Source organism: Hyalangium minutum, assembly GCF_000737315.1.
GTDB classification, from domain to species: Bacteria; Myxococcota; Myxococcia; order Myxococcales; family Myxococcaceae; genus Hyalangium; species Hyalangium minutum.
Genome location: NZ_JMCB01000002.1, coordinates 119,366 through 141,414, shown reverse-complemented (window position 1 = coordinate 141,414; position 22,049 = coordinate 119,366). Strand labels below are relative to the sequence as shown.

Sequence of the window (22,049 nt, the reverse complement as noted above, 5' to 3'; positions counted from 1 at the left end):
GTTGGGTTCAGGGCGCGGCTCGGGCTAGCCTTGCTCCGCCATGTCCTCGATGTACACAGAGTCGCTTCGGGCGTTTCTCAAGCCGGTCCTCCCGTACCTGGATGATCCCGCCGTCTCGGAGATCATGATCAACGGTCCGGCCGACATCTGGATCGAGAAGAAGGGCCGCCTGTCGAAAACAGACGCCGTCTTCTCCGAGGAAGGCCTCCTGGGCGCCGCGCGCAACATGGCGCAGTTCGTCGGCCGCATCCTCAGCGACGAGCGCCCCCGCCTGGACGCGCGTCTGCCCGACGGCAGCCGTATCCACGTCGTGATTCCGCCCATCGCCCGGCGCGGCACCACCATCTCGATCCGCAAGTTCTTCAAGGACAAGCTGACGATCGACGCGCTCATCCAGTACAAGTCGATGACGCCGCAGATGGCGCGCCTCATCGACGCGGGCATCCACACCAAGCTCAACATGCTGGTGTCCGGCGGTACGGGCTCCGGAAAGACGACGCTGCTCAACATCGTCTCCTCGCTCATCCCGGACGAGGAGCGCATCCTCACCATCGAGGACTCGGCGGAGCTCCAGCTCAACCAGTCGCACCTGGTGGCCTTCGAGAGCCGCCCGCCGGACAAGTTCGGCAAGGGCGGCGTGGACATGGGAGACCTGCTGCACTCGGCCCTGCGTCTGCGCCCAGACCGCATCGTCGTGGGCGAGGTGCGCGGCGGCGAGGCCTTCTACCTGGTGCAGGCGATGAACACCGGCCACGGCGGCTCGCTGGCCACCTGTCACGCCAACACGCCCACGGACACGCTGCGCCGCATCGAGTCGCTGTGCCTCATGTCCGCCGTGGAGCTGCCCATGGTCGCCGTGCGCGCCCAGGTGGCCAGCGCCATCAACTTCATCGTCTGCTGCGAGCGTCTCCATGACGGCAGCCGCAAGACGATTGCCCTCTCCGAGGTGCTCCCGCTCAACGAGAAGGGCGACTACCGCACCCAGGACATCTTCGTCTTCACCCCGGTGACCAAGGACGAGGACGGCCACATCCTCGGCTACCACGCGCCCACCGGCATCGTCCCCACCTTCGTCTCCAAGGCCCGCGCGTACGGCTTCCAGGACCTGGACGAGTCCTTCTTCGACCCCGCCACCTATGGCGTGCCGCCTCCGCCCTCGTTCCAGGTGGGCTCTTCGTACGAGGTGCGCTGGGCGCCCTCGCTGAAGCACCGCGAGCAGGGCCGGCCGGATCCCTCCGAGTACAAGAAGCAGTGGCAGGACTTCGAGAAGAAGCTCCAGGTGGACGCGCAGCACGCCAAGGACGGCAAGCCCGCCGCACCCGCCCTGCCGCCCGCACCCGCCGCGCAGGTGCAGGTGCCCGCCAACCTGCCGCCCTCCATGGCCAAGCCGGCTCCCACGTCCGCCGCGAAGCCGCCTCCGGCGCCCGCTTCGGCGCAGGCCCGGTCCCCTCCCCCGCCTCGGCCCGCGCAGAACGCCCTGTCCGACGAGGACAAGACGCCGCCGCCCACCCGCAACCCCTTCGCCCGCGCCGCCGAGGAGGATGACCTCAGCGCGCCGCAGGAGGACTCCACCCACTCGGGCATGCCTCCCAAGGACGAACCCAAGGTGGAGATCTCCGAGGATCTGCTCGCGGAGGCCGCCTCCTCTCGTCCCGCCTCCGCCCCTCCCCGCCGCCCCTTGCCTGCGCCCGCAGGGGTGCCCAACCGGGCGACCACCGGCTCCAGCCCCGCCGTCCGGCCCCCCGCTGGCGTGCCTCCTCGCCGCCCGGCACCTGTCGCCACCGCCCGTCCGGCCCCCGAGGACGAGGCGGAGGATGATGCTGGCTCCAACTCGGGAAACAGCGAGAAGACGCAAATCCGCGCTCCTCCGCCCGACCGCCCGCGCCGCTGAACCGGCCCTTTTGGCCCGAAGCCCGCTCCCAGGCGAAGCCAACCCAAGAGATAAGTAGGGCAGTGTCCTACCGCCCTCCAGGACAGGGAGAGTGGCTGGGCACAACGGGGAGCGGCAGCCCTGGGGCCTGCCTTTGCCCGGGAGAGCCCTGGGGCGCAGTCACAGTCTTGCTTGAGTGGCAGCATGAGGAGAAAGTCACCCCCCGTGCTGACACCCCTTCTCCTCACCTTCGTCCTGCTCAACCAGGCGCCCGCCGCCGCGGATGGGCCCATCACCGTGCTGATCGCCCCCGCGGACACAGCGGGCGTGCCGGGGCACGTCGTGGAGTTCGCCCAGGAGCACGTCGCCGAGCAGGCCCGCTCCAAGGGCCTCACGGTGATCCGGATGAAGGACTTCATGCGCAAGCTGTCCTCCGCCAAGCGCCGCCAGCTCTTGAAGTGCAAGCGCACGGAGCTGCGGTGCCTCACCGCGCTGGGCGAGGCGGCCAAGAGCGACGTGGTGTTGGTGGCCGAGCTGCTGCAACGCGTGGACGGCTACCGCGTGGGCACGAAGATCTACAAGACATCCGATGGCGGGCTCGTGTCCGAGAACCTCATTCCCGGGGTCCGAGAGGACGGAATGCTCGACGCGCTCACTCAGTCCCTGGATGCGGTGGTACCGCAGCTGATCCGACAGCTGCGCCCCTCGCAGGCACCGCCCGAAGTTCCACAGCCGCCTCCCGACACCACCCCCTCGACTCCGACGGGCGGAACCGAGCCGCCTCCGGGCGACACCCTGGTGAAGCCACCTCCGGGCGACACCCTGGTGAAGCCGCCTCCGGTGGTGGAGCCCGTGCCGGCCAAGCCCGCTCCAAAGGCCAATCTGCGCCGCTGGGCCTGGGCGCCCGCCGCAGTGGGCGTGGCCTCCGCGGGTGCGGGCACGTTCTTCTTCCTGAAGGCGCGGAGCAAGTACAACGAGCTTTCCTCGGGCGGCAGCCCCGACAGCCCCATCCGAAACCCGGATGAGCTCGCCAGAGATGGGCGCAGCGCCCAGAACCTGAGCCGCATCACCTTTGGAGTGGGCGCCGCCGCGCTCGTGACGGCGGGCGTGTTTTATCTGTTCCCTGGAGATGAAAAGCCGGTGCAGCCCACTGTCACCGTGGGCCCCGGTGGGGGCATGGTGGGTCTGGTCGGGACGTGGCCGTGAGGAGCGTTATGCTGAATACGTGGAAGCCCCGCCTGATCGGGGCATCGCTGGTGGGCGTGCTCGCCGCCGTGGGTTGCTTCAACTTCGATGAGGCGAAGCAGCGCTGCGAGACCACCGGCAACTGTGTCAAACCGGATGGCGGCGTGGCCTGTCAGTTCCAGGGCGATGACGACGAGCCCGATGACGAATTCCGCGATCGCAACTGCGACGGCGTGGACGGCATGGCCGACGGCGGCATCTTCGTGGATCCGATCCGCGGAAGGGCCGGCGGCGCGGGCACCTCCGAGGACCCACTGCTGACGCTCGGCGAGGCGCTCGAGCGTACGAAGGCGCCCAACGCGCCCAAGCGCGTGTACCTCGCGCAGGGCGCCTACAACGAACCAGGGCTCACCATCGACAGCCAGATCTCGCTGTACGGCGCCTATGGCGGGCGCGACAACAACTGGGATCGCAGCAACAGCTTCACCAGCTTCCTGGATGGCGGTCCCATCGGTCTGGTCATCAAGGACATCACTCCGAGCTCACCCGCGGTGCTGGATCACCTCACCGTCCGCTCCGACAACGCGACTGCCCCAGGCACCGCCTCCATTGCCCTGCAGGTCATCAACTCGCAGGACATCCGGCTGCGCTACAGCACCTTCATTGCGGGTCTGGGAGCACAGGGGACCCTCGGGGCCAATGGGAGCCAGGGGTTGGATGGCGGCGTGGGCAACCCCGGCGGCGATGGTGGCGTTGCCAACGCGGGGAGCTACGGCGCCGGTGGCCTCACCCTCTGCGATGGGGTGAACGTCTCAGGCGGAGATGGCAACAACGGCGCCCAGGGAGGCAACTCCTCGGCGGGCTTCGCAGGGCTGAAGGGCAATCCAACGGCCTTGGGAGGCGAGGGCGGAGCCGGAGGTGCAGCGGGTTCCACCAATACCTCCCCTCCTCTGATCGTCTGCACGGCCGGCACGGGCGGGCCGGGCCTGCCAGGCCAACCGGGCAACGCAGGCACGCCGGGCTCCAGCGGCTCGGGCATGGGCGAGCTGCTTGGCACCCAGTGGGTCGCCAACCAGCAGGGCGGCTCCGGGGACCCGGGCACCCCTGGCAGCGGTGGCGGCGGCGGTGGCAGTGGTGGCTCGTGCAAGCGTGAGTCGGCCCCGATTGTCGAAGGCGCCTCGGGAGGTGGAAGTGGCGGTGGTGGTGGCGGCGGATGTGGTGGTGGTGCTGGCGGCGGCGGCGGTGGCGGTGGCGCCTCCATCGCCGTGCTGCTGGTCCAATCCAACGTCTCCTTCGAGGGAGACTCGACGCTCATCACTCGCGGCGGCGGCCGGGGTGGCAAGGGCGGCGAGGGCGGACCTGGCGGCGGCGGTGGCCCCGGTGGTATCGGCGGCGCGCGCGGCATCAACACCTCGGCCACCTACAACTCCTATGGCGGAGACGGCGGCCCGGGTGGCCCCGGAGGCCATGGGGGTCCGGGCGGCCCCGGCGGCGGCGGTGGCGGCGGGCCCTCCGTGGGCATCTGGTGCGGCCCGAATGCCGCCTACACCGGCAGCGCGACGATGGTGCTCGGGGACGGCGGTGTAGGTGGAGCTCCGGGTACCGGGGGAAATGCCGGACAGCCGGGGCAGCAGCTCAACTCCCCAGGCTGCCCCTGATCCTCTCCTGCTGCGTGTGGGTAGGGCGATCTACCCGTCACGGGGGTTGGCGAGGCGCTCCGAGGCGCCTGTCTGCTTCCCTGCTTTCCTGGAATCGACAGATCGGCGACAGTCCCGCAGTCTGCTAGGCTGCGAGCCCTGAATTCCCCGATGGCCTCCGCGCGCACGTGTGAAACCTGTGGTCTGGAAGTCCCTCCTGGCGCCGGCGTGTGCCCACGGGACGGAACGGTCATCCTTTCGTCCTTCATGGCCCGAGACGACGAAGAGAGCACCCAGATCGATCATCGTCGGAACGTGTGGGGCGAAGAGCCTCCCTCTCGCGGGCGCTCGGCCCCATTCGCCTGGGGCGAGGAGGCACCTCCTCGCAGCCCCACCGCGGATGACTCTCAGGCCGCTGCGGCCACCGCCGCCATGTGGGGAGAAGAGCCACCCACGAGAGATCCGCTGATCGGCATGAAGCTCGGGGAGTACGAGCTGCGCTCGCGCATCGGCGTGGGCGGCATGGGCTTCGTGTACGACGGCATCCAGCCACTCATTGGCAAGCGCGTGGCGGTGAAGGTGCTGCGGCCCGAGCTGGCGCAGGCCCCCGAGCAGGTGGCTCGCCTGCTGGCCGAGGCCCGCGCCGTCAACGCCATCCGCCACCGCGGCATCATCGACATCTTCGGCTTCGGGCAGGTGCCGGACGGGCGGCAGTACATCGTCATGGAGTTCCTGGATGGGCAGCCGCTCGACGCCTATCTGGCGGAGAAGGGGCGGCTGCCGCCCACCGAGGCGCTCTCCATCCTCGATGAGGTGCTGGCCGCGCTGGGCGCCGCGCACGGCGCGGGCGTGGTGCACCGCGACCTGAAGCCGAGCAACATCTTCCTGGTACGCGAGCCGGGCGGCACGCGCTACGTGAAGCTGCTGGACTTCGGTCTCGCCAAGCAGGGCCAGAGCGGCGCGGCCGCGCGCACCGCGCAGACGCGCACGGACATGGTGGTGGGCACGCCGGAGTACATGGCGCCGGAGCAGGCCCGCGGCCAGGCCGTGGGTCCGATGACGGACCTGTACGCCATGGGCGTCGTCACCTTCGAGATGGTCACCGGCCGGCTGCCCTTCATCGGCACCTCGCCGGTGGACCTGCTGATGAAGCACGTGGACGCGCGGCCGCCTCGGCCCTCGGAGTTCGTGCCCGAGCTGCCGCCCGCGCTGGATGCCTTCATCCTGCAGATGCTGACGAAGGATCCGGAGGCTCGCCCCAGCTCCGCGGATGCCCTGCGCCAGCAGCTCCACCGCCTGCGCCGCACCATGCTGCGGCCCACGCGGGCCCAGGCCGCCGCGGCCGCCCAGATCGCTCCTGCCCGGGCCCTCACGCCCACGCCCGCCCCCGCCGCCTCGGCTCCGTCCACCGAAGAGGTCTCCGCCGTCGTCGTCATCTCCGACTCGGTGAAGGTCCCGGCGGTGCCCGCGCCGCCGGATCCGGTGTCCCTGGCGCCCATGACCGGGGAGCAACCCGTTCCTGTCCCCATGGCCGCGAAGGCCGAGGAGCCGGTGCCGCGCCAGGCCACCCCGCCGGCTCCGCTGCCGTCGCCCGAGCTCTCTCCCGCGGAGAAGCGCGCCGCGGGCCTCACCTCGCCCAACAAGCGCGTGGTGCCCATCGCAGTGGCTGCCGCGGTGCTGCTGGGAGCCGTCGGCGTGCTGCTGTTCCGCAGCCGTGGGACGGACACTCCGGTGAACACGCCTCCCGTCGTGGCCACGCCGACCGGGCCTGTCACGCCTCCTCCGCAGCCGACGCAGCCGAACCCCACGCCGCCGGTGACGCCTCCGGCCAACCCGGTCGCGACGACCCCCACCGAAGCCATCACGCCTCCGACGCCGAACCCGGGCACCCCGGTGAACCCCACCCCCGCGCCCGAGACGACGCCCACGCCGCAGCTGCCCGTGGATCCGACCGAGGCGTCCAAGCCGGGCACCGTGAAGACGACGCCCCGCCCGGGCAACACCCGCTCCGCCGCTCAGCAGGAGCTGCTGAACAGCGTGGATCGCCTCCGGCGCGACATGGAGGGGCTCATCAAGTCGGGGCAAATCAAGGACGCCTCGTCCGCCCGCAACATGTTCGACCGCATCCGCAAGGGCGCGGCCGCCGCCGACAGCGCCGACGACCGCCGCAGCGTCGAGTTCATGATGAGCAACTTCGAGCGGACGTACCTCAACCGCAAGTAGGCGCCGGAGCGCGGCACCTCACTGCTTGCGCTGGGTGCAGAAGACCGGCTGGGCGAGGGCGTTGTTCACCTTGTCGCGGCCCAGCAGCTCCACGCCGGCGGTGTACTTCAGGACGAGGTCGCGGTTCTGCTTCATGATGGCCGCGTTCTGGCAGGTCTTCAGGTCGTCGTAGTAGCCGTACGGCGGCAGGGCCAGCTGCAGCTCTCCGAGCTCCGCCAGCGACAGCTTGTCCAGCTCGCGGCCGAAGAGCTTGTAGGCGGCGTCCTCCACGCCCACCACGCCGCGCTCGAACTGGATGATGGCCAGGTCGTACGCGATGAGCTGATCCTTCTGGAGGAAGGCGTGGAGCTTGTTGGAGGCCACCGTCAGCTCCATCTCATCGCGCACCCCCAGCTTCCACGCGATCCGGTAGGCGAGGATGTGCTCACAGCCGCCATCTCCCGGCGGCTGGCCACCCACGGTGGCGCCGACAAAGAGCCGCCAGGCCCAGGCGAACCCGTCCTCGCGCGGCGTCTGGAAGAACTGCGGGCACCCCATCTGGGTGATGTAGATGGCCACCAGGTCCTTGGGCAGCCGCGTGAAGTCCGGACGGTTGAAGGTGATGGACCGGTCCGGCTTCACGTACATGCCGGACACCAGACTCATGCGATCGCCTTCAATGGCGTGCTTGAGCTGCTTCTCGATCTCGAACTCGCTGTCCATGGGGGGCAGCTTGCTCGCCTTGTAGAGGTAATAGGCCGGGAAGAGCACCCCTCCCAGCCCCAGCATAAAAAGCGATATCCAGATGATGGCCTTCACAGCCCCCAAGGCTACCAGGGAGGCGCCAAACGCGCTCGCGGGTTAAAACGGGAGAGACATGACCGAATGGTTCCCGGCCACCCTGGTGGCCTGTTCGCCGGCGGCGGATGGGCTGACCGATCTGACGCTCGACCTCTCGGGCACTCCTCTGCGAGGGGCACACCAGAGGCCGGGACAGTATGTCCATCTGCGTCTGCCCGGCGCCACGGAAGGCCTGTTCGCCCTCGCCTCGCCGCCGGGGGCCGAGCAATGGGATTTGCTGGTCAAGGCCACCAGCCCCCTCACGGACGCGCTGGTCCACCTGGGCCTGGGCAAGCAGGTGGACGTGAGCCGTCCCGAGGGCCCCGGCTTCCCGCTGGAGCAGGCGCGGGAGAGGGATGTGCTCCTGTTCGCGACCGGCTCGGGCATCTCGCCCATCCGCTCCGTCATCGAGAGCATCCGCCAGGAGCGGGAGGCCTACGGGAAGGTGACGCTGTACTTCGGCGCGCGCACGCCCGGAGCGTTCGCGTACGCGCGAGACTTCAAGACCTGGGAGCAGGCCGACATCCACGTGGTGCCCACGGTGAGCCAGCCCGGTGCCAGCGGCTGGCAGGGCCTCACGGGCTACGTGCAGGCGCACCTGAAGGAGGAGCCCCTCGCGCTGGGCACCCGGGCCTTCGTGTGCGGCCAGAAGGAGATGGTGCAGGGCGTCATCTCGGCGCTGCTGGCCCGAGGGCTGCCCGCGCACGCCATCTCCCAGAACTTCTAGTCAGCGCCGCTCCACCGAGGGCTGCTCGTAGGCCACCTCGAAGAGCGCCGCGGCCGGATCACTCTCCTGGTCTCCGATGGGGTTCTGCGGCGTCCACGCGGCAACGGCGACCCAGCGCCCATCCGGGCTGAAGCGCACCCGGCGCACGGACCAGCCGAACTCACGCTCATCCAGGGGTTGGGCATTGCCCTCGGTGAACAGCAGCAGGCGCTTGTCCCAGCCGCCCGAGGCCAGTGAGCGCCCATCCGGAGAGATGCTGGCCGTGGACACCACGCCGTGGTGGATGGGCCACTTCTGGAGAACCTGGCCCGTGGCGGCGTCCACCAGCGCGCCCGCATTGAAGGGGGCCTGGGGCTCGACGACCTTGTTCTTCTCGCGCTCGTAGACGGTGCGCGAGCGCTCCGCCTTCTCCTCCGAGAACGCCACGCCCAGCCGCTGGCCCTTGGCATCCACGGTGACGTCGTTGACGTGGCCCTCGAAGACGAAGTCGCTCTTCGGGTTCAGCGCCAGGCCCTGCGCCTCCGCACCCGGCACGGCGCCCGCCTTCGAGGTGAGGATCGCCTCATGGGTGGACTCATCGAAGCTGACGTCGAAGCGCTCGAGGAAGGGCGTCCCCAGCACGCCCTGAGCGCCCGTGGGCACGCACACGTCGCAGATGGCGATGTCCACGTTCTCCACGGGCAGGGACTTGAAGCGCAGGGACTGGCCGCGCGCCAGCTTCGCCACGGTGTTGCCCAGGGGCGTGGGCACCGTGAGTGTGTCCTTCAGGAAGGCCACGTCGATGCCGGCCTGGGTGGCCGTCTCGGTGTTGAGGATGATGGCGGGGGCGCGCGTGTCCAGCGCGAAGGAGGCCTGCGCCTTGCCGTTGACGCCTCCGCGCACCACGCTGAAGCCGCCGCGCCTGTCGAAGATGACGCGGGCCTGATCCGTGCGCAGCACCTCCTCCCGAGACTCCCAGGCGCGCACGTGCTTGTCCCAGCTGCCGCTGTACAGCGCGCCCTCGGCCGTGAAGGCCAGCGCGCTCACCGGCCCCATGTGGGCCCGGACTTCATAGACGAAGGCCAGCTGAGGCACGCTGAAGACGGAGATGAGTCCCTTCGCGCTGCCCACCACCACATAGCGGCCGCTCGGGTGGAAGGTCATGGCGGTGAGGGGCTCCTCGGCCAGCACCCGTCCCTTGGGTTCATTGGTGGAGGCATCGAAGAGGCGCACCGCGCCGTCCCGCCCGGCCGTGGCCACCAGCCCGCCGTCCGGAGAGAAGCTCACGGCCTCGATGTCGAACTCGTAGGGGTTGACGGTCTTGTCAGCCACGAGCTTGGGCTCTGGGACCAGCGTCCACAGCGCGAGCTCATAGAACTTCGGCCCCAGGTGCGTGTACGCCACGCGCGAGCTGTCCGGCGAGAAGCCGATGGTGTAGACGAAGTCCTTGTTGTTGAGCAGCGGCCCATCCGACAGCCCCACCGTCTTTCCCGCCACGTAGTTCCCGGGCTGCTCGCGCAGACCGGAGAACACCTCGGGAGTGAGCCCCGGCAGCTTGTGGGCACAGCCCACCCCGAGCACCACCCACCCCGCGAGCAGCAGCCGCGCGCTGTACCTCATGAGCCCGAGCCTCCAGCAGCCTCCGGCGGGAGCTCCTTCACGCCCCGGTTGTCCACGGACAGCATGAAGAGCGGCTTGACCGCCTCGCGCTTGTCGCTGAACGAGGTGCGGCCCGTGGCGCCCTCGAAGTTCTTCAGGTTCAGGAGCGCCTCGCGCATGTCGCTGCGCGTGCGCGGGCGCTGCTTGTCGATGAGCTGCCGCAGCATCAGCGCCGAGTCATACCCAATGGCCTCCAGCAGCCCCGGATCCTTGTCCACGTCCTTGTAGGCCTCGCGGAAGGCCTGGACGAACTTGCGCGTGGCCGGGCGCTGCGAGTCGATGAAGAAGCCGTCCACGTACACCGAGCAGGTGACGAACTTGCCGCCGCGCTCGATGAGCTCCGGCAGCCCCGAGCGGCCCTTCGGGCTGCTCCACGTATTGGTGCCCAGCAGCGTCACCGTCTTCAGGTCCTTCTTCCCCGTCGTCTTGCGGATGCGCTCCAAGTCCCTCGGGTCGCACGCGTTGGTGATGATGTCCTCCACCGCGAGCGCCGGGCCCACCAGGCTCACGCGCTTCCAGTCGTCCGGGATGAAGATGGCCTCGAAGTCCACCACCGGCTCCAGGCCACCCTTGAGCTTCTCCACCGCCTTGCGCTTGCGGAACGCATCCAGGCTCTCGCCCTGGATGTCGCGCATGCCCTCCAGGTAGTCGGCGCGGTCCTCCAGGTAGTAGCGGCCCACCAGCTTCTTGGCCTCGTCCGTGAAGGTCGTCTGGTCGTGCGCGTAGCTCTCCGCGCCGCGCACCGTGCCGCCCTTCTCCACCACCTCGTCCCAGAAGCCGTTGGCCATCTCCACGCCGTACGGGATGTTCGGGTAGAGCACCGCGAAGCGCTTGAAGCCGCGCACGCGCATGGCGTAGTCCGCGATGGCCTGCGCCTGCGCCGAGTTCGTCAGCATGTTGCGGAACACGTGCGGGCCAATCTCCGTGATTCCCTCGGCGCGCGTCATCGTCAGCAGGGGAATCTGGAGCTCCTCGGCCACCAGCGCCGCGCGGCGCGAGTCATCCGGCAGCAGCGGCCCGAGCACGGCGATGGCGCCCTCGTCGAACGCCAGCTGCTCCACCGCCTGCCCCGCCAGCATCACCTCGCCCTGGGTGTCCTTGACGATGAGCTCGATGTCACTGCCCGCCAGCCCCAGCTGCACACCGCGCAGCACCGCCTCACCGATGGGCTTGTAGCGGCCCGTCATCGGCAGCAGCACGCCCACCGTCTTGGGACGCACCTCCACGCGGCGGGTGGCGCGGCTCAGCAGCTCGCGGGCCTGTCCGGCGAACGGGGAGCTGGGGGCCTCCTGCAGGAAGCGGTTCAGCGTCTCCTCGAGCCGCGTCCAGTCGCGCAGGTGGTAGTAGATGCGCGCCAGCTTGAAGGTCAGCACGGGCCACGCCGGGTGCCGGGGCGACATGCCCTCCACCACGCGGGCCACATCCACGAAGGACGCGCGGCCCTCCACCAGCTGCTCCACCCGCTGCACCGCGGCGGCCTGCTCCTGGGGCGTCTTCGCGTCCTCGGCCGCCTTCACCGCGTTGTCGAGCGCCACGCCAAACAGCCCCGCGCCCTCCGCGGCCCGAGCAGCCTCCTGGAGGAGCTTCTCGCGCTGGGCGCCCTCGGCCCGCTCGGCGAGGCTGGAGAGCGTCTGGTACGCATCCCGGTACGCGCCCACCTCCAGCGCGGACAGGGCCAGCTTGTACTTGGCGTCCTCCGCCTGCGGGTAGAGCGGGTTCTCGAAGAGCAGCTCGTTGAAGGTCTTCCGGGCCTCGGCGTAGTTCTCGGACTCGAAGTAGAGGACACCGGCGCGGTAGAGCGCCTCCTGGCTGGCAGTGGTGCCCGGGTACGTCTTGCGCACTGTGAGCAACACCTCGGCCGCCTGCAGCTTGTCCGGCGTGCGCGCCGCAGTCTCCACGGCCTGGGCCAGCGCCGCGTCCGCCGTGGCGTCCTTCTTCGCCTCGACCTGAGGCTTCGTCGGGAGGGTCTGCTGAGAACCTTCGCCGGTCCCTCCAGCACCTCCTCGAACGGGGGTCGTCGTCTTCGGACAGGCGGTGAGGAGCAGCGCCAGCCCCAGCCCCAGGGCTCGGCGCGAAGAAAGGGAGAGGACTTCCATGGTGGGGGGGTGCATAGCAGTGTGGGTGCGCCTCCGTCGACAATCGAGCGCCGGGAAGATTCCGGGGAAGACGTCTGGGCGCCTGCAGTGCCCATGCCCTCCTCCACTGCCTGACACTTCGAGGGGTTGGCCCCGCAACGCCGTGGGTCTCCAGCCACGCGCGTGGCTCGTGGGCATCGCGGGTGTGTGTGGGCGAGGCTGCTCGGCCACTCAGCTCGCCGCCGCCACCACGGGACGGCGCGGCTGGAGCGCCCGGCGCACCTTCGCCGCCAGCACGTCCGGGTTCACCGGGTAGGTGAGCACGTCATCCGCCCCGGCATCGAGCCCTGCCTCCACCATCCCCGGATCCTCTGGAGAGGCGAGGATGAAGATGGGCACCTCGGCGGTGGGCGTGGCCACGCGCAGCTCCCGCGTCAGCGAGGCCCCATCCCCGTCCGGCAGGCGAGCGGCCATCACCAGGACGCGGGCGCCTCCCGCCAGCAGCTCCCGGGCGCGGGCCACCGAGTCCGCGAGCATCACGCGCACGCCCTCGGCCAGGAAGCGCGCCTGGAGCGTGGCGGAGCGCGCGGGATCCGGCTCGGCCAACACAATCGTGGGAGAGGCGGCATCTCCCAGCACCAGCTCGGCCACCTCGGCGGCCAGGGCCTCCAAGGCGATGGCGGGGACGCGGCCCTCCTCGCGCAGCCGGACGAGCGCACGCGACGCATCCTCCGGCTTCGGAGCGTCCGTCCCCACCGCCTCCATCAGTGCCGTGGCCGCGTTGAGCGCCAGAGCCGCGCGGCTCGGCTGGGCTGCGGGCGTTCCTTCAGAGGGGGCACCGAGCACCGAGGCCAGCTCACCCGCGTCCCTGCCCAGCAGCGCGCGCACGGCCTCGCAGCCGGGCTTCGCGTAGATCTCCTTGCCCTCGAGGCGCGCCGCACAGGCCATGGCGTACGCGGCGGCCGAGGCCCGCTCCGCCTCCGCTCTGCCGGCCCCGAGCCGAAGCGCCACGCGCCGGGCCAACCTCGCCAGCGCCGCCCCCTGCACCCCCGCGCCTCCGAGAGCCGCCAGGGCTGCATCCAGCACCCGTGCGTGCAGCCGCGCCGCGCGTCCCAGCGGGCCCGCCTCACCGGCGAGTGCCTCCGCCAGCGAGGGCAGGACGCGCACCTCCATGGTGGGCGCCGCCGCCATCAGCCGGGCCACCACCCCCGATGCATCCGCGAGGGTGTCGCTTGCGACCAGGGCCACCTCGATACCACCGAGGGCCACCGCGCGCTCGGCCTCGGCACTGGAGCTGCCGGCCGCCGCCACGCCCTGCCTCGAGAGGAGCTGCACGGCCGCGTCCCGCTGCTCTGGATCATCCGCGACCACCAGCAGAGTGCGCGCCAGCGAGCGCGGCGGCGTGCGCGACGGCTGCGGCGCGGGAGCGGGAGGCACAGGAGGTGACACCGGCTCCGGCGCTGGAGCGGGCGGCGGCGGCTCCACAGGCTGGAGGGCGGTCTCCTCGGGCAGGGACCCAGGGGAGGCACCCGGCTGCGGCTCCGAGGCGCTCACCTTCATCATGCTGGCCCAGTCGGGGGCAGCCGAATCGTCCCCGCGATAGAAGCGGTTGATGGTGCGGCGGATGGCGCCCTCGCTGGCGAGCAGCCCGCGCACGGCGTACCCGGTGCGGAACTGGAGCTCGTCCAGGCGCTCCAGGTTCTGAGGCTCGCGCATGGCGCAGAAGAGCTCCTTGCCCTGAAGCGTGAGGGGAACGGCCTCGAAGCGCTCGGCGTGCTCCACCGGCAGCAGCGGCAGCAGCAGCGTGGGCACGGGCAGCGCTCGGAGCTGCGCCTCCGAGATGAACGGAATGCCCAACTGCTCGCCAACAACGGCCACCAACTCCTCGTCCGTGACGAGCCCCTCGGACACGAGGCGCTCACCCAGCTTCCCACCCTCGCGCCGCTGCCGGTCGAGGATGTTCTTGAGCTGCGCCTCTGTCAGCTTCCCGGCGGCGAGCAACAGCTCTCCCAGGGGGCGGCGCACCGCCGGACGGGGGCGCTGGGCGGCGAGCTGCAGCACCTGAGCCGACGCGGAGCGCGGTGGCAGTGGAATCCGCCGCGAGGAGTCCGGGTTTGGCGGCTGAGGCAGCGGGACCGGCGTGAGGCGTCGGCCCGGCTCGGGGTTTCCCGCCGTCCCCTGCGGCAGCGGCGGCGGCGTGGCCGGGCGCTGCAGATCCGAGCGCGAGTGGGTGCGAATGGCGACGGTCTTCGGCACGGCGCCCCCGGGAGCCGCGATCTGCGTCTGGGGCAAGGGCACAGGCGTCGCCCTCGAAGGCGCGCCCTGAGCGGGCTCCTGCGACGTCGCGGTGCGGACAGCCACGCCGCGCGTCCCTCCCGGAGGAGAGGCGCCTTGCTCACCGAGGCGAATCTCCTCGCCACGGGTCTCCGCCGTGCCCGGAACTCCTGTGTCCAGCGGCGAGCGCCGCCCAGGGAAGATGCGCGCGAAGAGCTTGGCCACATCCTGGGGGCCCACGCGCAGGCGGTGATCAAAGAGGAAGTTCTGCAGCGCGTCCGACAAGTCCCGAGCGCGCTGGAAGCGGGCCACCGGATCCGGCGCCAGCGCCCGAGTCACGATGCTCCACAGCGGCGCGGGCACACCGGGCACCGGCACCACCGTCTTCACATCAAAGGACGAGATGTCGCGGAGGATCTGGAAGTAGTCCGGGCCGCAGAAGAGCTGCTGGCCGGAGAGCAGCTCATACAAGAGCAGCCCCAGGAGAAAGAGGTCCGCGCGCTGATCCACTGCAGCGCCGCGCACCTGCTCGGGGGCGAGGTAGCCCATCTTCCCCTTCACCACGCCCACCTCGGTGCCGTTCTGAACGTTGGCGGCCTTGGCGATGCCAAAGTCGGCGAGCTTCACCTCGCCGGCCGAGGACACCATGACGTTGGACGGGTTGATGTCGCGGTGGATGATGTTGAGCGGACGTCCGGAAGCGTCGAGCTTCTCGTGGGCGTAGGCCAGGCCCTCGGCGACCTGCTGGACGATGAAGCACACCTCGCGCAGGCCCAGGGGAACCTGCTGGTTGGCGGCGGCGCGCTGGAGCGTGCGGAGGTTCTCTCCGTCCACGAACTCCATCACCATGTAGTGCTGGCCGCGGGCACAGCCGAGATCAAACACCTGGACGACGTTGGCGTGCTGCAGGGAGACGGTGAGCTTGGCCTCGCGAAGGAACAGCTCGGTGAACTCCTGGTTCTGCGACAGCGACGGCAAGACGCGCTTGACCGCAACGGGCTTCTCGAAGCCCTCGGCTCCGAGCACCTTCGCGAAGAAGACTTCCGCCATGCCGCCCGCGGCCAGCTTGCGGACGAGTCGGTACGTGGCCACGTGAACTCCCCCCGACCGGGTGGTGTGGCCGCCCAGATGCGCATGACTTTCCGGGATGGTGAGTGCCCGCCCGCCCCCGGACGGGCGAACGTCGACTCCCAAGCACTCGCGTGAGGCGCGTTCTCCCGAACCGTCGAGGGCTGAGCAGGCACACGCCCACCGCCGAGGTAGGCACGGCTACACCGAGGTAATCACCGGGCGCGCAGTCAGCCAGGACTCAGAACGAACCCATCAGCCCTGCCACCACTCCGCCCGAGGGACGCAGGCTCACAGCCGGGAGCACCTTCACACCGGTGCCCGCCGCCTTGCGCTCGAGCTCGTTCGAGTGCGACAGCTCGTAGCCGATGATGGCTCCGACGAAGGGGCCCGCGATCAACGGAACAACGGCCAGCAGCTCATGAACGAGCAACCCCGTGGGCAGCGCGACGAGGACGCCGGCCAGGGTCCCCAGACCCGCCCCAGCGAGTGTCGGCAGGTAGCGGCCCTCGCCTCCCATGAGCGCCCCGCCCAGCTTCACCCCGAGCGCCGTTCCGCCGAGGAAGCCCGCGACGCCGGCCAATGCCAGGATCGTCGCCTCCCCGTTGGTGTTGTGGCAGCCGTCACAGTCAAAGGTGAACAGCAGGGACAGGCCGAAGGCAGGCACTCCTCCTATGGCTCCGAGCAGAACGCCTCCCAGGGACTCGAGCACGACACGCCCCGCTCTGCCCTCCGAGCCGTTCAGCGTCTCGGGGGAGCGCGGGATGAGCTCTCCTGGGGGCTTCTCGTCGCTCCCCTCCTCGGAGGGGAGGAGCTGCCCGGGGGGCGCGGCCACGAGAGGCGGCGGCGAGATCTGCGCGAGCCCCGGCAGCGGGCTCAGCGCACTCAACAGCAGCACGGACACGAGGCACACGCGGATCATGCCCGAAGCCTAGCGCAGCGGACCTAGCCGAACAGCTCCTTCACCTTGGCGAAGAAGCTCTTGGACTGCGGGTGGGACTCCTCGCCCGACAGCTCCGCGAACTTCTCCAGCAGCTCGCGCTGCTTGGCGGACAAGTCCGTGGGCGTCTCGATCATGACGCGCACGTGCTGATCACCGCGCTGCTGGCTGTGCAGGTGCGGAATGCCCTTGCCCTTGAGCCGGAACACCTTGCCGGACTGGGTGCCCGCGGGGATGGTCATCTTCACCTTCCCGTCCAGCGTGGGCACGTCGATCTTCGCGCCCAGCGCCGCCTGCGTGAAGGAGATGGGCACCTCGCAGAACACCTCGTTGTCCTCGCGCTGGAACAGCGGGTGCTCGCGGACGATCACCGTGACGTAGAGGTCTCCCGGAGGACCGCCGCGCTCGCCCGGCTCGCCCATGCCCGTCAGGCGCACCCGGGTGCCGTTGTCCACGCCACCGGGGATGTTCACCTCGAGCACCTCTTCCGAGGGCACCTTGCCCGAGCCCTTGCACTTCGAGCACGGATCCGGAATCACCGCGCCCGTGCCGTTGCAGTCGTGGCACGCGCGAGACACGGCGAAGAAGCCCTGCGTGAAGCGCACCTCGCCCACGCCGCCGCACGTGGCGCACTGCTTGGGCGGCGCGCCGCTCTTGCTCCCCGAGCCGCTGCACACCTCGCACTTCTTGGGACGCGGAATCGGAACCTTGGGACGGCAGCCGAACGCCGCCTCCTCGAAGGAGATCTCCAGGTTGTAACGGAGGTCCGCACCCCGGCCGACACCGCCCCGGCCCCGCCCTCGGCCACCACCGCCGCCGAAGATCTCGCCGAAGATGTCCCCGAAGATGTCGTTGATGTTGACGCCCTGGAAGCCGCCAAAGCCCTCGAAGCCGGCACCGCCCGCTCCGGCGTGGCCAAACCGGTCATACCGGGCCCGGCGCTCCGGATCGCTCAGCACTTCGTAGGCTTCAGACGCCTCCTTGAACTTCTCCTCGGCCGCCTGGTCCCCCGGGTTGCGGTCCGGGTGGTACTGGAGGGCCACCTTCCGGAAGGCGCTCTTCAGCTCCTGCGGATTGACGTTCTTCTGGACGCCGAGAATCTCGTAGTAGTCGCGCTTCTGTCCCGCCGCCGCTGCCATCGCGTCAAACCCCTGGATTTACTGGCCTTTTAAGCCTGCGTAGAAACTGATCCACTATAACGCAGGGTTTCGAGCCAGCAATCCAGGGGGATGCGCGACGTTCCAGGCCGTCAGACCAGCCAGACGCGATTGACGAGGAGCTCCATGCGAGCCAGCCGGCGCTTGAGTGCGGCGTCCACGGGCCCTATAGGCGACCACTTGGGGACCACGAAGTGGAGCTCGGCGTTGTAGAGCTTGGCGGCGCTGGCCAGCAGGCTCCACCGGTTCTCGGCGGTTGGATCCTCCACCATCTCTGGCGTGACGACCTCGAGGATGATGGGCGTGCGGGCCGAGTCAGTCTGCCGGCATGTAAAATCGGGACGGTGGTCCTCGATGGTTCCCGAAAGAATGGGAGGCGGCATGAAGCCCGGGAGCCGCGCTTTGATGTCCGTATAGCCGATCGTCCTGAAGTACTCGGCCATGAGCCAGAGGAGCCGCCGCCGCTCCTCGTCCTCGACAACCGGCTCACAGCCGGGACTGAACAGCGCCTCTTTTTGGTTCGTATCGTTGATGTCCATGGCTTTCCGAAAGCTGTTGGCCACACCCGCCCACAGCAACGAACGGGCCAGCGTGCGGTGGCAGGTGGGCTGAGCAGTAGCCAGGGAAGCGAGCCCGCTGCTGTGAAGCGCCTTGGACCTGGGCACTTGGGGTGAGAGAGTCCGCGCCGCTTTGGCGCCCCGTCCCTCGCCGTTCATCTACCGTCGACTGTTGAGCTATTTGCGGCCGTACCGGCGCCTGCTCGTGGCGGGCCTGGGGGCGTCGCTGCTGGCCGCGGCCGCCACCTCGGCGTACGCGTGGTTGGTGGGCCCGCTGCTGCGCGCGGTGCTCACCGGCGAGTCCATTGCGCTGGCCGGCCTGCAACTGCCTCCGAACGAGATGCTGCGCCGGCTGCCCTGGCTGGTGGTGGCGGTGGCAGCGGTGAAGGCCACGGCCCAGTTCCTCCAGGGCGGGTGGATGCAGCGGCTGGGGCAGCGGGTGATGGCGGACCTGCGCGGCTTCTTCTACTCGCGGCTGCTGAACCAGCCTCCCGCCTTCTTCGAGCGGCGGCACTCGGGCGAGCTGCTCTCGCGCTTCACCGCAGACATCCCCCTGGTGGAGTTCGCGGTGACGCAGGCGCTGTCCTCCTATGTGAAGGATGGGATGCAGATTTTCGCGCTGCTCGTCACCTGCGCGATGATCGACGCGAAGCTGTCCTTGCTGACCTTCGTGGTGATGCCCGCCACCGTGGTGCCGGTGACGCGGTTCGCGCGCTCGTTGAAGAAGGTGGCCACGCGCTCGCAGACGAGCCTCGGGGCGCTCACCTCGCTCACCTCCGAGCAGTTGCAGAACCTGCCGGTGGTGCAGGCGTACGGTGGAGTGCCTCGGGCGCTGGTGACGTTCGATGCGGAGGCCGAGCGCTACCTGGGAGAGATGCGCCGCTCGCTGTTCCTGCGCGGGGCCTTCAGCCCCACGGTGGAGATGCTGGGCATCTTCGGCGTGGCACTGGTGGTGATGTGGGGCGCTCGGGCGGTGGCGGCGGAGCCCGCGCTGGCGGGGCGGCTGCTCTCGTTCATCGCGGCGGCGCTGCTGCTCTACCAGCCGGTGAAGTCCCTGAGCGGCACGCTCTCGCAGGTGCTCACGGGCCTGGTGGCGGCCGAGCGCCTCTTCGCCATCGCGGACGAGCCCTCGCCTCCGGACGAGGGCCGCACGGCGGAGCCGCTGAAGCAGGCGCTGGTGTTGGAGGACGTGCGCGCCACGTACCTGGACGGCCGCGAGGGCATGCGCGGGGTGAGCCTCACGGTGCCCGCGGGCGCGCGGGTGGCGCTGGTGGGAGCCTCGGGCGCGGGAAAGACGACGCTGTTTTCAGTACTGCTTGGCTTCCTGCCCACAAGCGGCGGGACGGTGCGCTGGGATGGCGTGCCCATGACGGAGCTGAAGCCCTCGAGCGTCCGGGCGCAGATGGCCTGGGTGCCACAGGAGCCCGTCCTCTTCTCCGGCACGGTGCGCCACAACCTGTTGCTGGGGCGGCCCGAGGCCACCGACGCGGACATCTGGGAGGCGCTGGCCCTGGCCCATGCGGAGGACTTCGTGCGGGCGCTGCCGGGAGGACTGGACGAGCCCGTGGGTGAGCGCGGCTCCCGGCTCTCGGGCGGACAGCGGCAGCGGCTGGCCCTGGCCCGGGCGTTCCTGCGCCGGCCGTCGCTGCTGCTGCTGGACGAGCCCACGAGCGCCCTGGACGCGGCCAGCGAGGCCGCGGTAGGGGCGGGACTGGCGGAGCTGATGAAGGGCCGCACGGTGCTCGTCATCGCGCACCGGCTCTCCACGGTGCGGGACGCGGACCTCATCGTCGTGCTGGACGCGGGCCGGGTGGTGGAGTCCGGCACACACGCGGAGCTGGTGGCGCGCCAGGGCCGCTATGCACAGCTCCTGGGAGAAGGGGCAGTCGCCGCTTGATCCCCTCTCCCCGCTTTGCGAGCGTCCCCCGGTGATGTCGCGCGAGCCGGCCCCGCTCAACCTCAACACGCTGCTGCTGGTGCCCGCCCTGGGATTGGCGGCGGTGGGGTGCTGGGCCGCCGCAGCGCGTCAGCTGGCCATCGCCGGGGCCGCCACGGCCACCCTCTTCCTGCTCCCGATTGTCTTCCGGCTGCTCACCCGCACCTGGTACCGAGGGCTCGTGGTGCGTGGGCTCGGATTGTTCATCCTCGGCTACCACGTGCCAGTGTTCATCTTTGCATTCTGCGCGCGCACCCAGATTGGCTGCGAGCCGGGCAACTGCACAGGACTCATCATCCTCGGGGCGCTCGTGGCCCCGATTGTCGGGCTCCTGTTCACCGTTGTGTATTGGCTGGTGGGTCGCCCGCCAGCCTGAGTTCCCACGAATACCCTGCGTACCTAGTTTCGCGGGGAATGCTTGTTACAGCCAGACCCCATGTGGCTCCGGGTGTAGTCGCGGCTGCGACCGCGCCCATGTCTGTTCTCTTTGTCTCCTGGCTGCTGGTGAGCTGGGCAGGAGGATCCGATGAGCTGTCTCGAATCACGGGTGCCGCGGGGTCCTTTTCCTCCCTGGTCCTCCTGTCGGGGCTGGTGGAGCTGGTGTTCCTGACCTTGATGGTCTGCCATATCGGCATCGGGCGGGTGGTTCCGCTGGCCGTCATGCTGGGCATGGCCACGCTGCCCTGGACCGTGGGGCTGCTGGGCACCGAAGTCATCGTCGGCCGGGTGGTGGCGGCGCTGGCCGGGCTGGAGATTCCGGATGCGCGCAATGCGCTGGCGCTGGGCGTGGGAGAGGCCATGGCCGCGCGCATGCTGGGGGCCTGGATGAGCGCGGCGCTGCTGCTCGGGTTGGGGCTGGGGTTGGCAATGGCCGGAGCCTCCGCCGAGCTGCCGTTCCGCTCCAGCCCGCAGGGCTCCACCCCGAGCCTCGTGCTCGGAGTCGTCGTGGCCCTCACGCTGGCCACCATCGCCTTGCTGGGAGCACTGGAGGCCCACCGGCTCTTCGAGCTCCTCACGGGGCTGCCCCAGACGCCGATCGCTGATCGCACCCGCCTGCTGAGCCAGGCTGCGGACGATGTGATGCGCCTGCGGCCCTTACGTCAGGCCTGCCTGGCGCTGCTGATCATCCTGGCCGTGGTGCTCCTCGTGTGGCAGACGCGCCGCTACTCGCGCATGGCCCGAGGGTGGATGGGCAGTGTCTTCCTGGCGGCTGCGGTCACCGCGCTGCTCTTCCTGGATGCCCACCCCCTGCGCCTCGCCGAGCAAGGTGCGCGCGCGGCGGGCGTCGGCGCTCCTTCCCTGCCCCGAGGCTTCGAGCCACTCCGCACCTCCGAGGCCGCCATGCCGCACCCATTCGCGGCCCTCGTCACCGCGGAGGGCCTGACGCCCGTGGGCAGCGCCCGCCTCGGCTGGAGCAGCCCGGGCAAGGCGCTGGCGGAGTCGCTCATGGGCTCGCTGCACTCCACGCTTCCGCAATCCACGCGTCCCAGCGGCGTCGTGCCCGAGCCCGTGTTGCCCGTGCTGGCGGATGCCCGCACTCCCGGCGCCAGCCTGCGCCGCCTCGTCGAAGCGAGCGCCCTTGCCGGTGCGCGCTCCGTGGAGCTGGTGGGCCAGCATCCGCAATCGGCCAACCTCGCGACGCTGGCGAAGCTCAAGACTCAAGTGCCCCTGCTCTCCCTGCTCGCGGCGCAGGAGGGCACGCTTCAGTTGCTGCTGCCCGCAGCCCTGTCCAAGCCCGTCACCCTCTCCTGGCAGGCCCGGTTCGGAGAGGGGGAGCAACTCCTGCTCTCTCCCGTGCAGGGCGGCGAGACGCTTTCCCTCTCTCTGAGCGCATCCCTGGCGGAGGTGCCGCATGTGCTCGCAGGAACGTTCGTCGGGCTGGAGCTGCCGGAGGACATCTCCTTGAAGGAGCTCGGCGCCGCGGCCGAGGTGCTCGGGCTTGC

14 protein-coding genes are annotated in these 22,049 nt (G+C 70.0%); 7 read left to right on the top strand and 7 right to left on the bottom strand.

The genetic code is table 11. The features are described from left to right. Positions 1 to 40: 40 nt before the first annotated feature. The 4 genes from DB31_RS04320 (at position 41) to DB31_RS04305 (ending at position 6,915) form a co-directional block, all read left to right on the top strand. Complete coding sequence (locus tag DB31_RS04320) at positions 41 to 1,891, top strand: TadA family conjugal transfer-associated ATPase (RefSeq protein WP_044182677.1); 1,851 nt, start codon at positions 41 to 43, stop codon at positions 1,889 to 1,891. A gap of 204 nt (positions 1,892 to 2,095) precedes the next feature. After that, the gene (locus DB31_RS04315; protein WP_240486522.1) at positions 2,096 to 3,076 is read left to right on the top strand and encodes a hypothetical protein; all 981 of its coding nucleotides are present in this window, start codon (positions 2,096 to 2,098) and stop codon (positions 3,074 to 3,076) included. Between the two features lie 8 nt (positions 3,077 to 3,084). Then, on the top strand, positions 3,085 to 4,713 hold the full coding sequence (locus tag DB31_RS51170; protein ID WP_044182670.1) for a hypothetical protein: 1,629 nt from the start codon (positions 3,085 to 3,087) through the stop codon (positions 4,711 to 4,713). A gap of 150 nt (positions 4,714 to 4,863) precedes the next feature. Beyond that, on the top strand, positions 4,864 to 6,915 hold the full coding sequence (locus DB31_RS04305) for a serine/threonine-protein kinase (RefSeq protein WP_044182666.1): 2,052 nt from the start codon (positions 4,864 to 4,866) through the stop codon (positions 6,913 to 6,915). Positions 6,916 to 6,933: 18 nt separating this feature from the next. On the opposite strand, the gene DB31_RS04300 is transcribed toward DB31_RS04305, so the two are convergent. Then, a complete protein-coding gene (locus DB31_RS04300) occupies positions 6,934 to 7,683 on the bottom strand; it encodes a transglycosylase domain-containing protein (protein WP_240486521.1) in 750 nt (249 codons plus the stop codon). Between the two features lie 88 nt (positions 7,684 to 7,771). Between DB31_RS04300 and DB31_RS04295 the strand changes: the two genes are divergently transcribed. Continuing rightward, positions 7,772 to 8,461 carry a ferredoxin reductase domain-containing protein gene (locus DB31_RS04295; RefSeq protein WP_044182662.1) on the top strand — a complete coding sequence of 230 codons (690 nt, stop codon included), beginning with the start codon at positions 7,772 to 7,774 and terminating at the stop codon, positions 8,459 to 8,461. On the opposite strand, the gene DB31_RS04290 is transcribed toward DB31_RS04295, so the two are convergent. The 6 genes from DB31_RS04290 to DB31_RS04265 form a co-directional block, all read right to left on the bottom strand. Next, on the bottom strand, positions 8,462 to 10,060 hold the full coding sequence (locus tag DB31_RS04290; RefSeq protein ID WP_044182659.1) for a WD40 repeat domain-containing protein: 1,599 nt from the start codon (positions 10,058 to 10,060) through the stop codon (positions 8,462 to 8,464). It lies immediately after the preceding gene. Beyond that, positions 10,057 to 12,210: a penicillin-binding protein activator gene (locus tag DB31_RS04285; protein WP_044182655.1), complete on the bottom strand. Its 2,154-nt coding sequence runs from the start codon at positions 12,208 to 12,210 to the stop codon at positions 10,057 to 10,059. The genes DB31_RS04290 and DB31_RS04285 overlap by 4 nt, the downstream gene beginning before the upstream one ends. A gap of 195 nt (positions 12,211 to 12,405) precedes the next feature. Then, the gene (locus tag DB31_RS04280) at positions 12,406 to 15,540 is read right to left on the bottom strand and encodes a protein kinase domain-containing protein (RefSeq protein WP_044182652.1); all 3,135 of its coding nucleotides are present in this window, start codon (positions 15,538 to 15,540) and stop codon (positions 12,406 to 12,408) included. A gap of 217 nt (positions 15,541 to 15,757) precedes the next feature. Then, entirely contained in the window at positions 15,758 to 16,438 is a 681-nt protein-coding gene (locus DB31_RS04275) for a hypothetical protein (protein WP_044182649.1), read from the bottom strand. 23 nt (positions 16,439 to 16,461) lie between these two features. Continuing rightward, positions 16,462 to 17,595: a molecular chaperone DnaJ gene (dnaJ, locus tag DB31_RS04270; RefSeq protein ID WP_044182646.1), complete on the bottom strand. Its 1,134-nt coding sequence runs from the start codon at positions 17,593 to 17,595 to the stop codon at positions 16,462 to 16,464. Between the two features lie 110 nt (positions 17,596 to 17,705). Beyond that, positions 17,706 to 18,152, bottom strand: coding sequence for a hypothetical protein (locus DB31_RS04265; RefSeq protein ID WP_044182642.1), 447 nt, complete (start codon positions 18,150 to 18,152; stop codon positions 17,706 to 17,708). Positions 18,153 to 18,303: 151 nt separating this feature from the next. On the opposite strand from DB31_RS04265, the gene DB31_RS04260 reads away from it, so the two are divergent. Both DB31_RS04260 and DB31_RS04255 read left to right on the top strand, forming a co-directional pair. Then, a complete protein-coding gene (locus DB31_RS04260; RefSeq protein WP_044182639.1) occupies positions 18,304 to 20,067 on the top strand; it encodes an ABC transporter ATP-binding protein in 1,764 nt (587 codons plus the stop codon). Positions 20,068 to 20,101: 34 nt separating this feature from the next. Then, on the top strand, positions 20,102 to 20,482 hold the full coding sequence (locus DB31_RS04255; protein WP_044182636.1) for a hypothetical protein: 381 nt from the start codon (positions 20,102 to 20,104) through the stop codon (positions 20,480 to 20,482). Positions 20,483 to 22,049: the final 1,567 nt, after the last annotated feature.

What these genes read in the sequence shown, in the direction of transcription:
- DB31_RS04290 (WP_044182659.1), bottom strand. Translation starts at nt 10,060, where the DNA reads ATGAGGTACAGCGCGCGGCTGCTGCTCGCGGGGTGGGTGGTGCTCGGG.
- DB31_RS04300 (WP_240486521.1), bottom strand. Translation starts at nt 7,683, where the DNA reads ATGCTGGGGCTGGGAGGGGTGCTCTTCCCGGCCTATTACCTCTACAAG.
- DB31_RS04285 (WP_044182655.1), bottom strand. Translation starts at nt 12,210, where the DNA reads ATGCACCCCCCCACCATGGAAGTCCTCTCCCTTTCTTCGCGCCGAGCC.
- dnaJ (WP_044182646.1), bottom strand. Translation starts at nt 17,595, where the DNA reads ATGGCAGCGGCGGCGGGACAGAAGCGCGACTACTACGAGATTCTCGGC.
- DB31_RS04255 (WP_044182636.1), top strand. Translation starts at nt 20,102, where the DNA reads ATGTCGCGCGAGCCGGCCCCGCTCAACCTCAACACGCTGCTGCTGGTG.
- DB31_RS04265 (WP_044182642.1), bottom strand. Translation starts at nt 18,152, where the DNA reads ATGGACATCAACGATACGAACCAAAAAGAGGCGCTGTTCAGTCCCGGC.
- DB31_RS04305 (WP_044182666.1), top strand. Translation starts at nt 4,864, where the DNA reads ATGGCCTCCGCGCGCACGTGTGAAACCTGTGGTCTGGAAGTCCCTCCT.
- DB31_RS04275 (WP_044182649.1), bottom strand. Translation starts at nt 16,438, where the DNA reads ATGATCCGCGTGTGCCTCGTGTCCGTGCTGCTGTTGAGTGCGCTGAGC.
- DB31_RS04295 (WP_044182662.1), top strand. Translation starts at nt 7,772, where the DNA reads ATGACCGAATGGTTCCCGGCCACCCTGGTGGCCTGTTCGCCGGCGGCG.
- DB31_RS51170 (WP_044182670.1), top strand. Translation starts at nt 3,085, where the DNA reads ATGCTGAATACGTGGAAGCCCCGCCTGATCGGGGCATCGCTGGTGGGC.
- DB31_RS04320 (WP_044182677.1), top strand. Translation starts at nt 41, where the DNA reads ATGTCCTCGATGTACACAGAGTCGCTTCGGGCGTTTCTCAAGCCGGTC.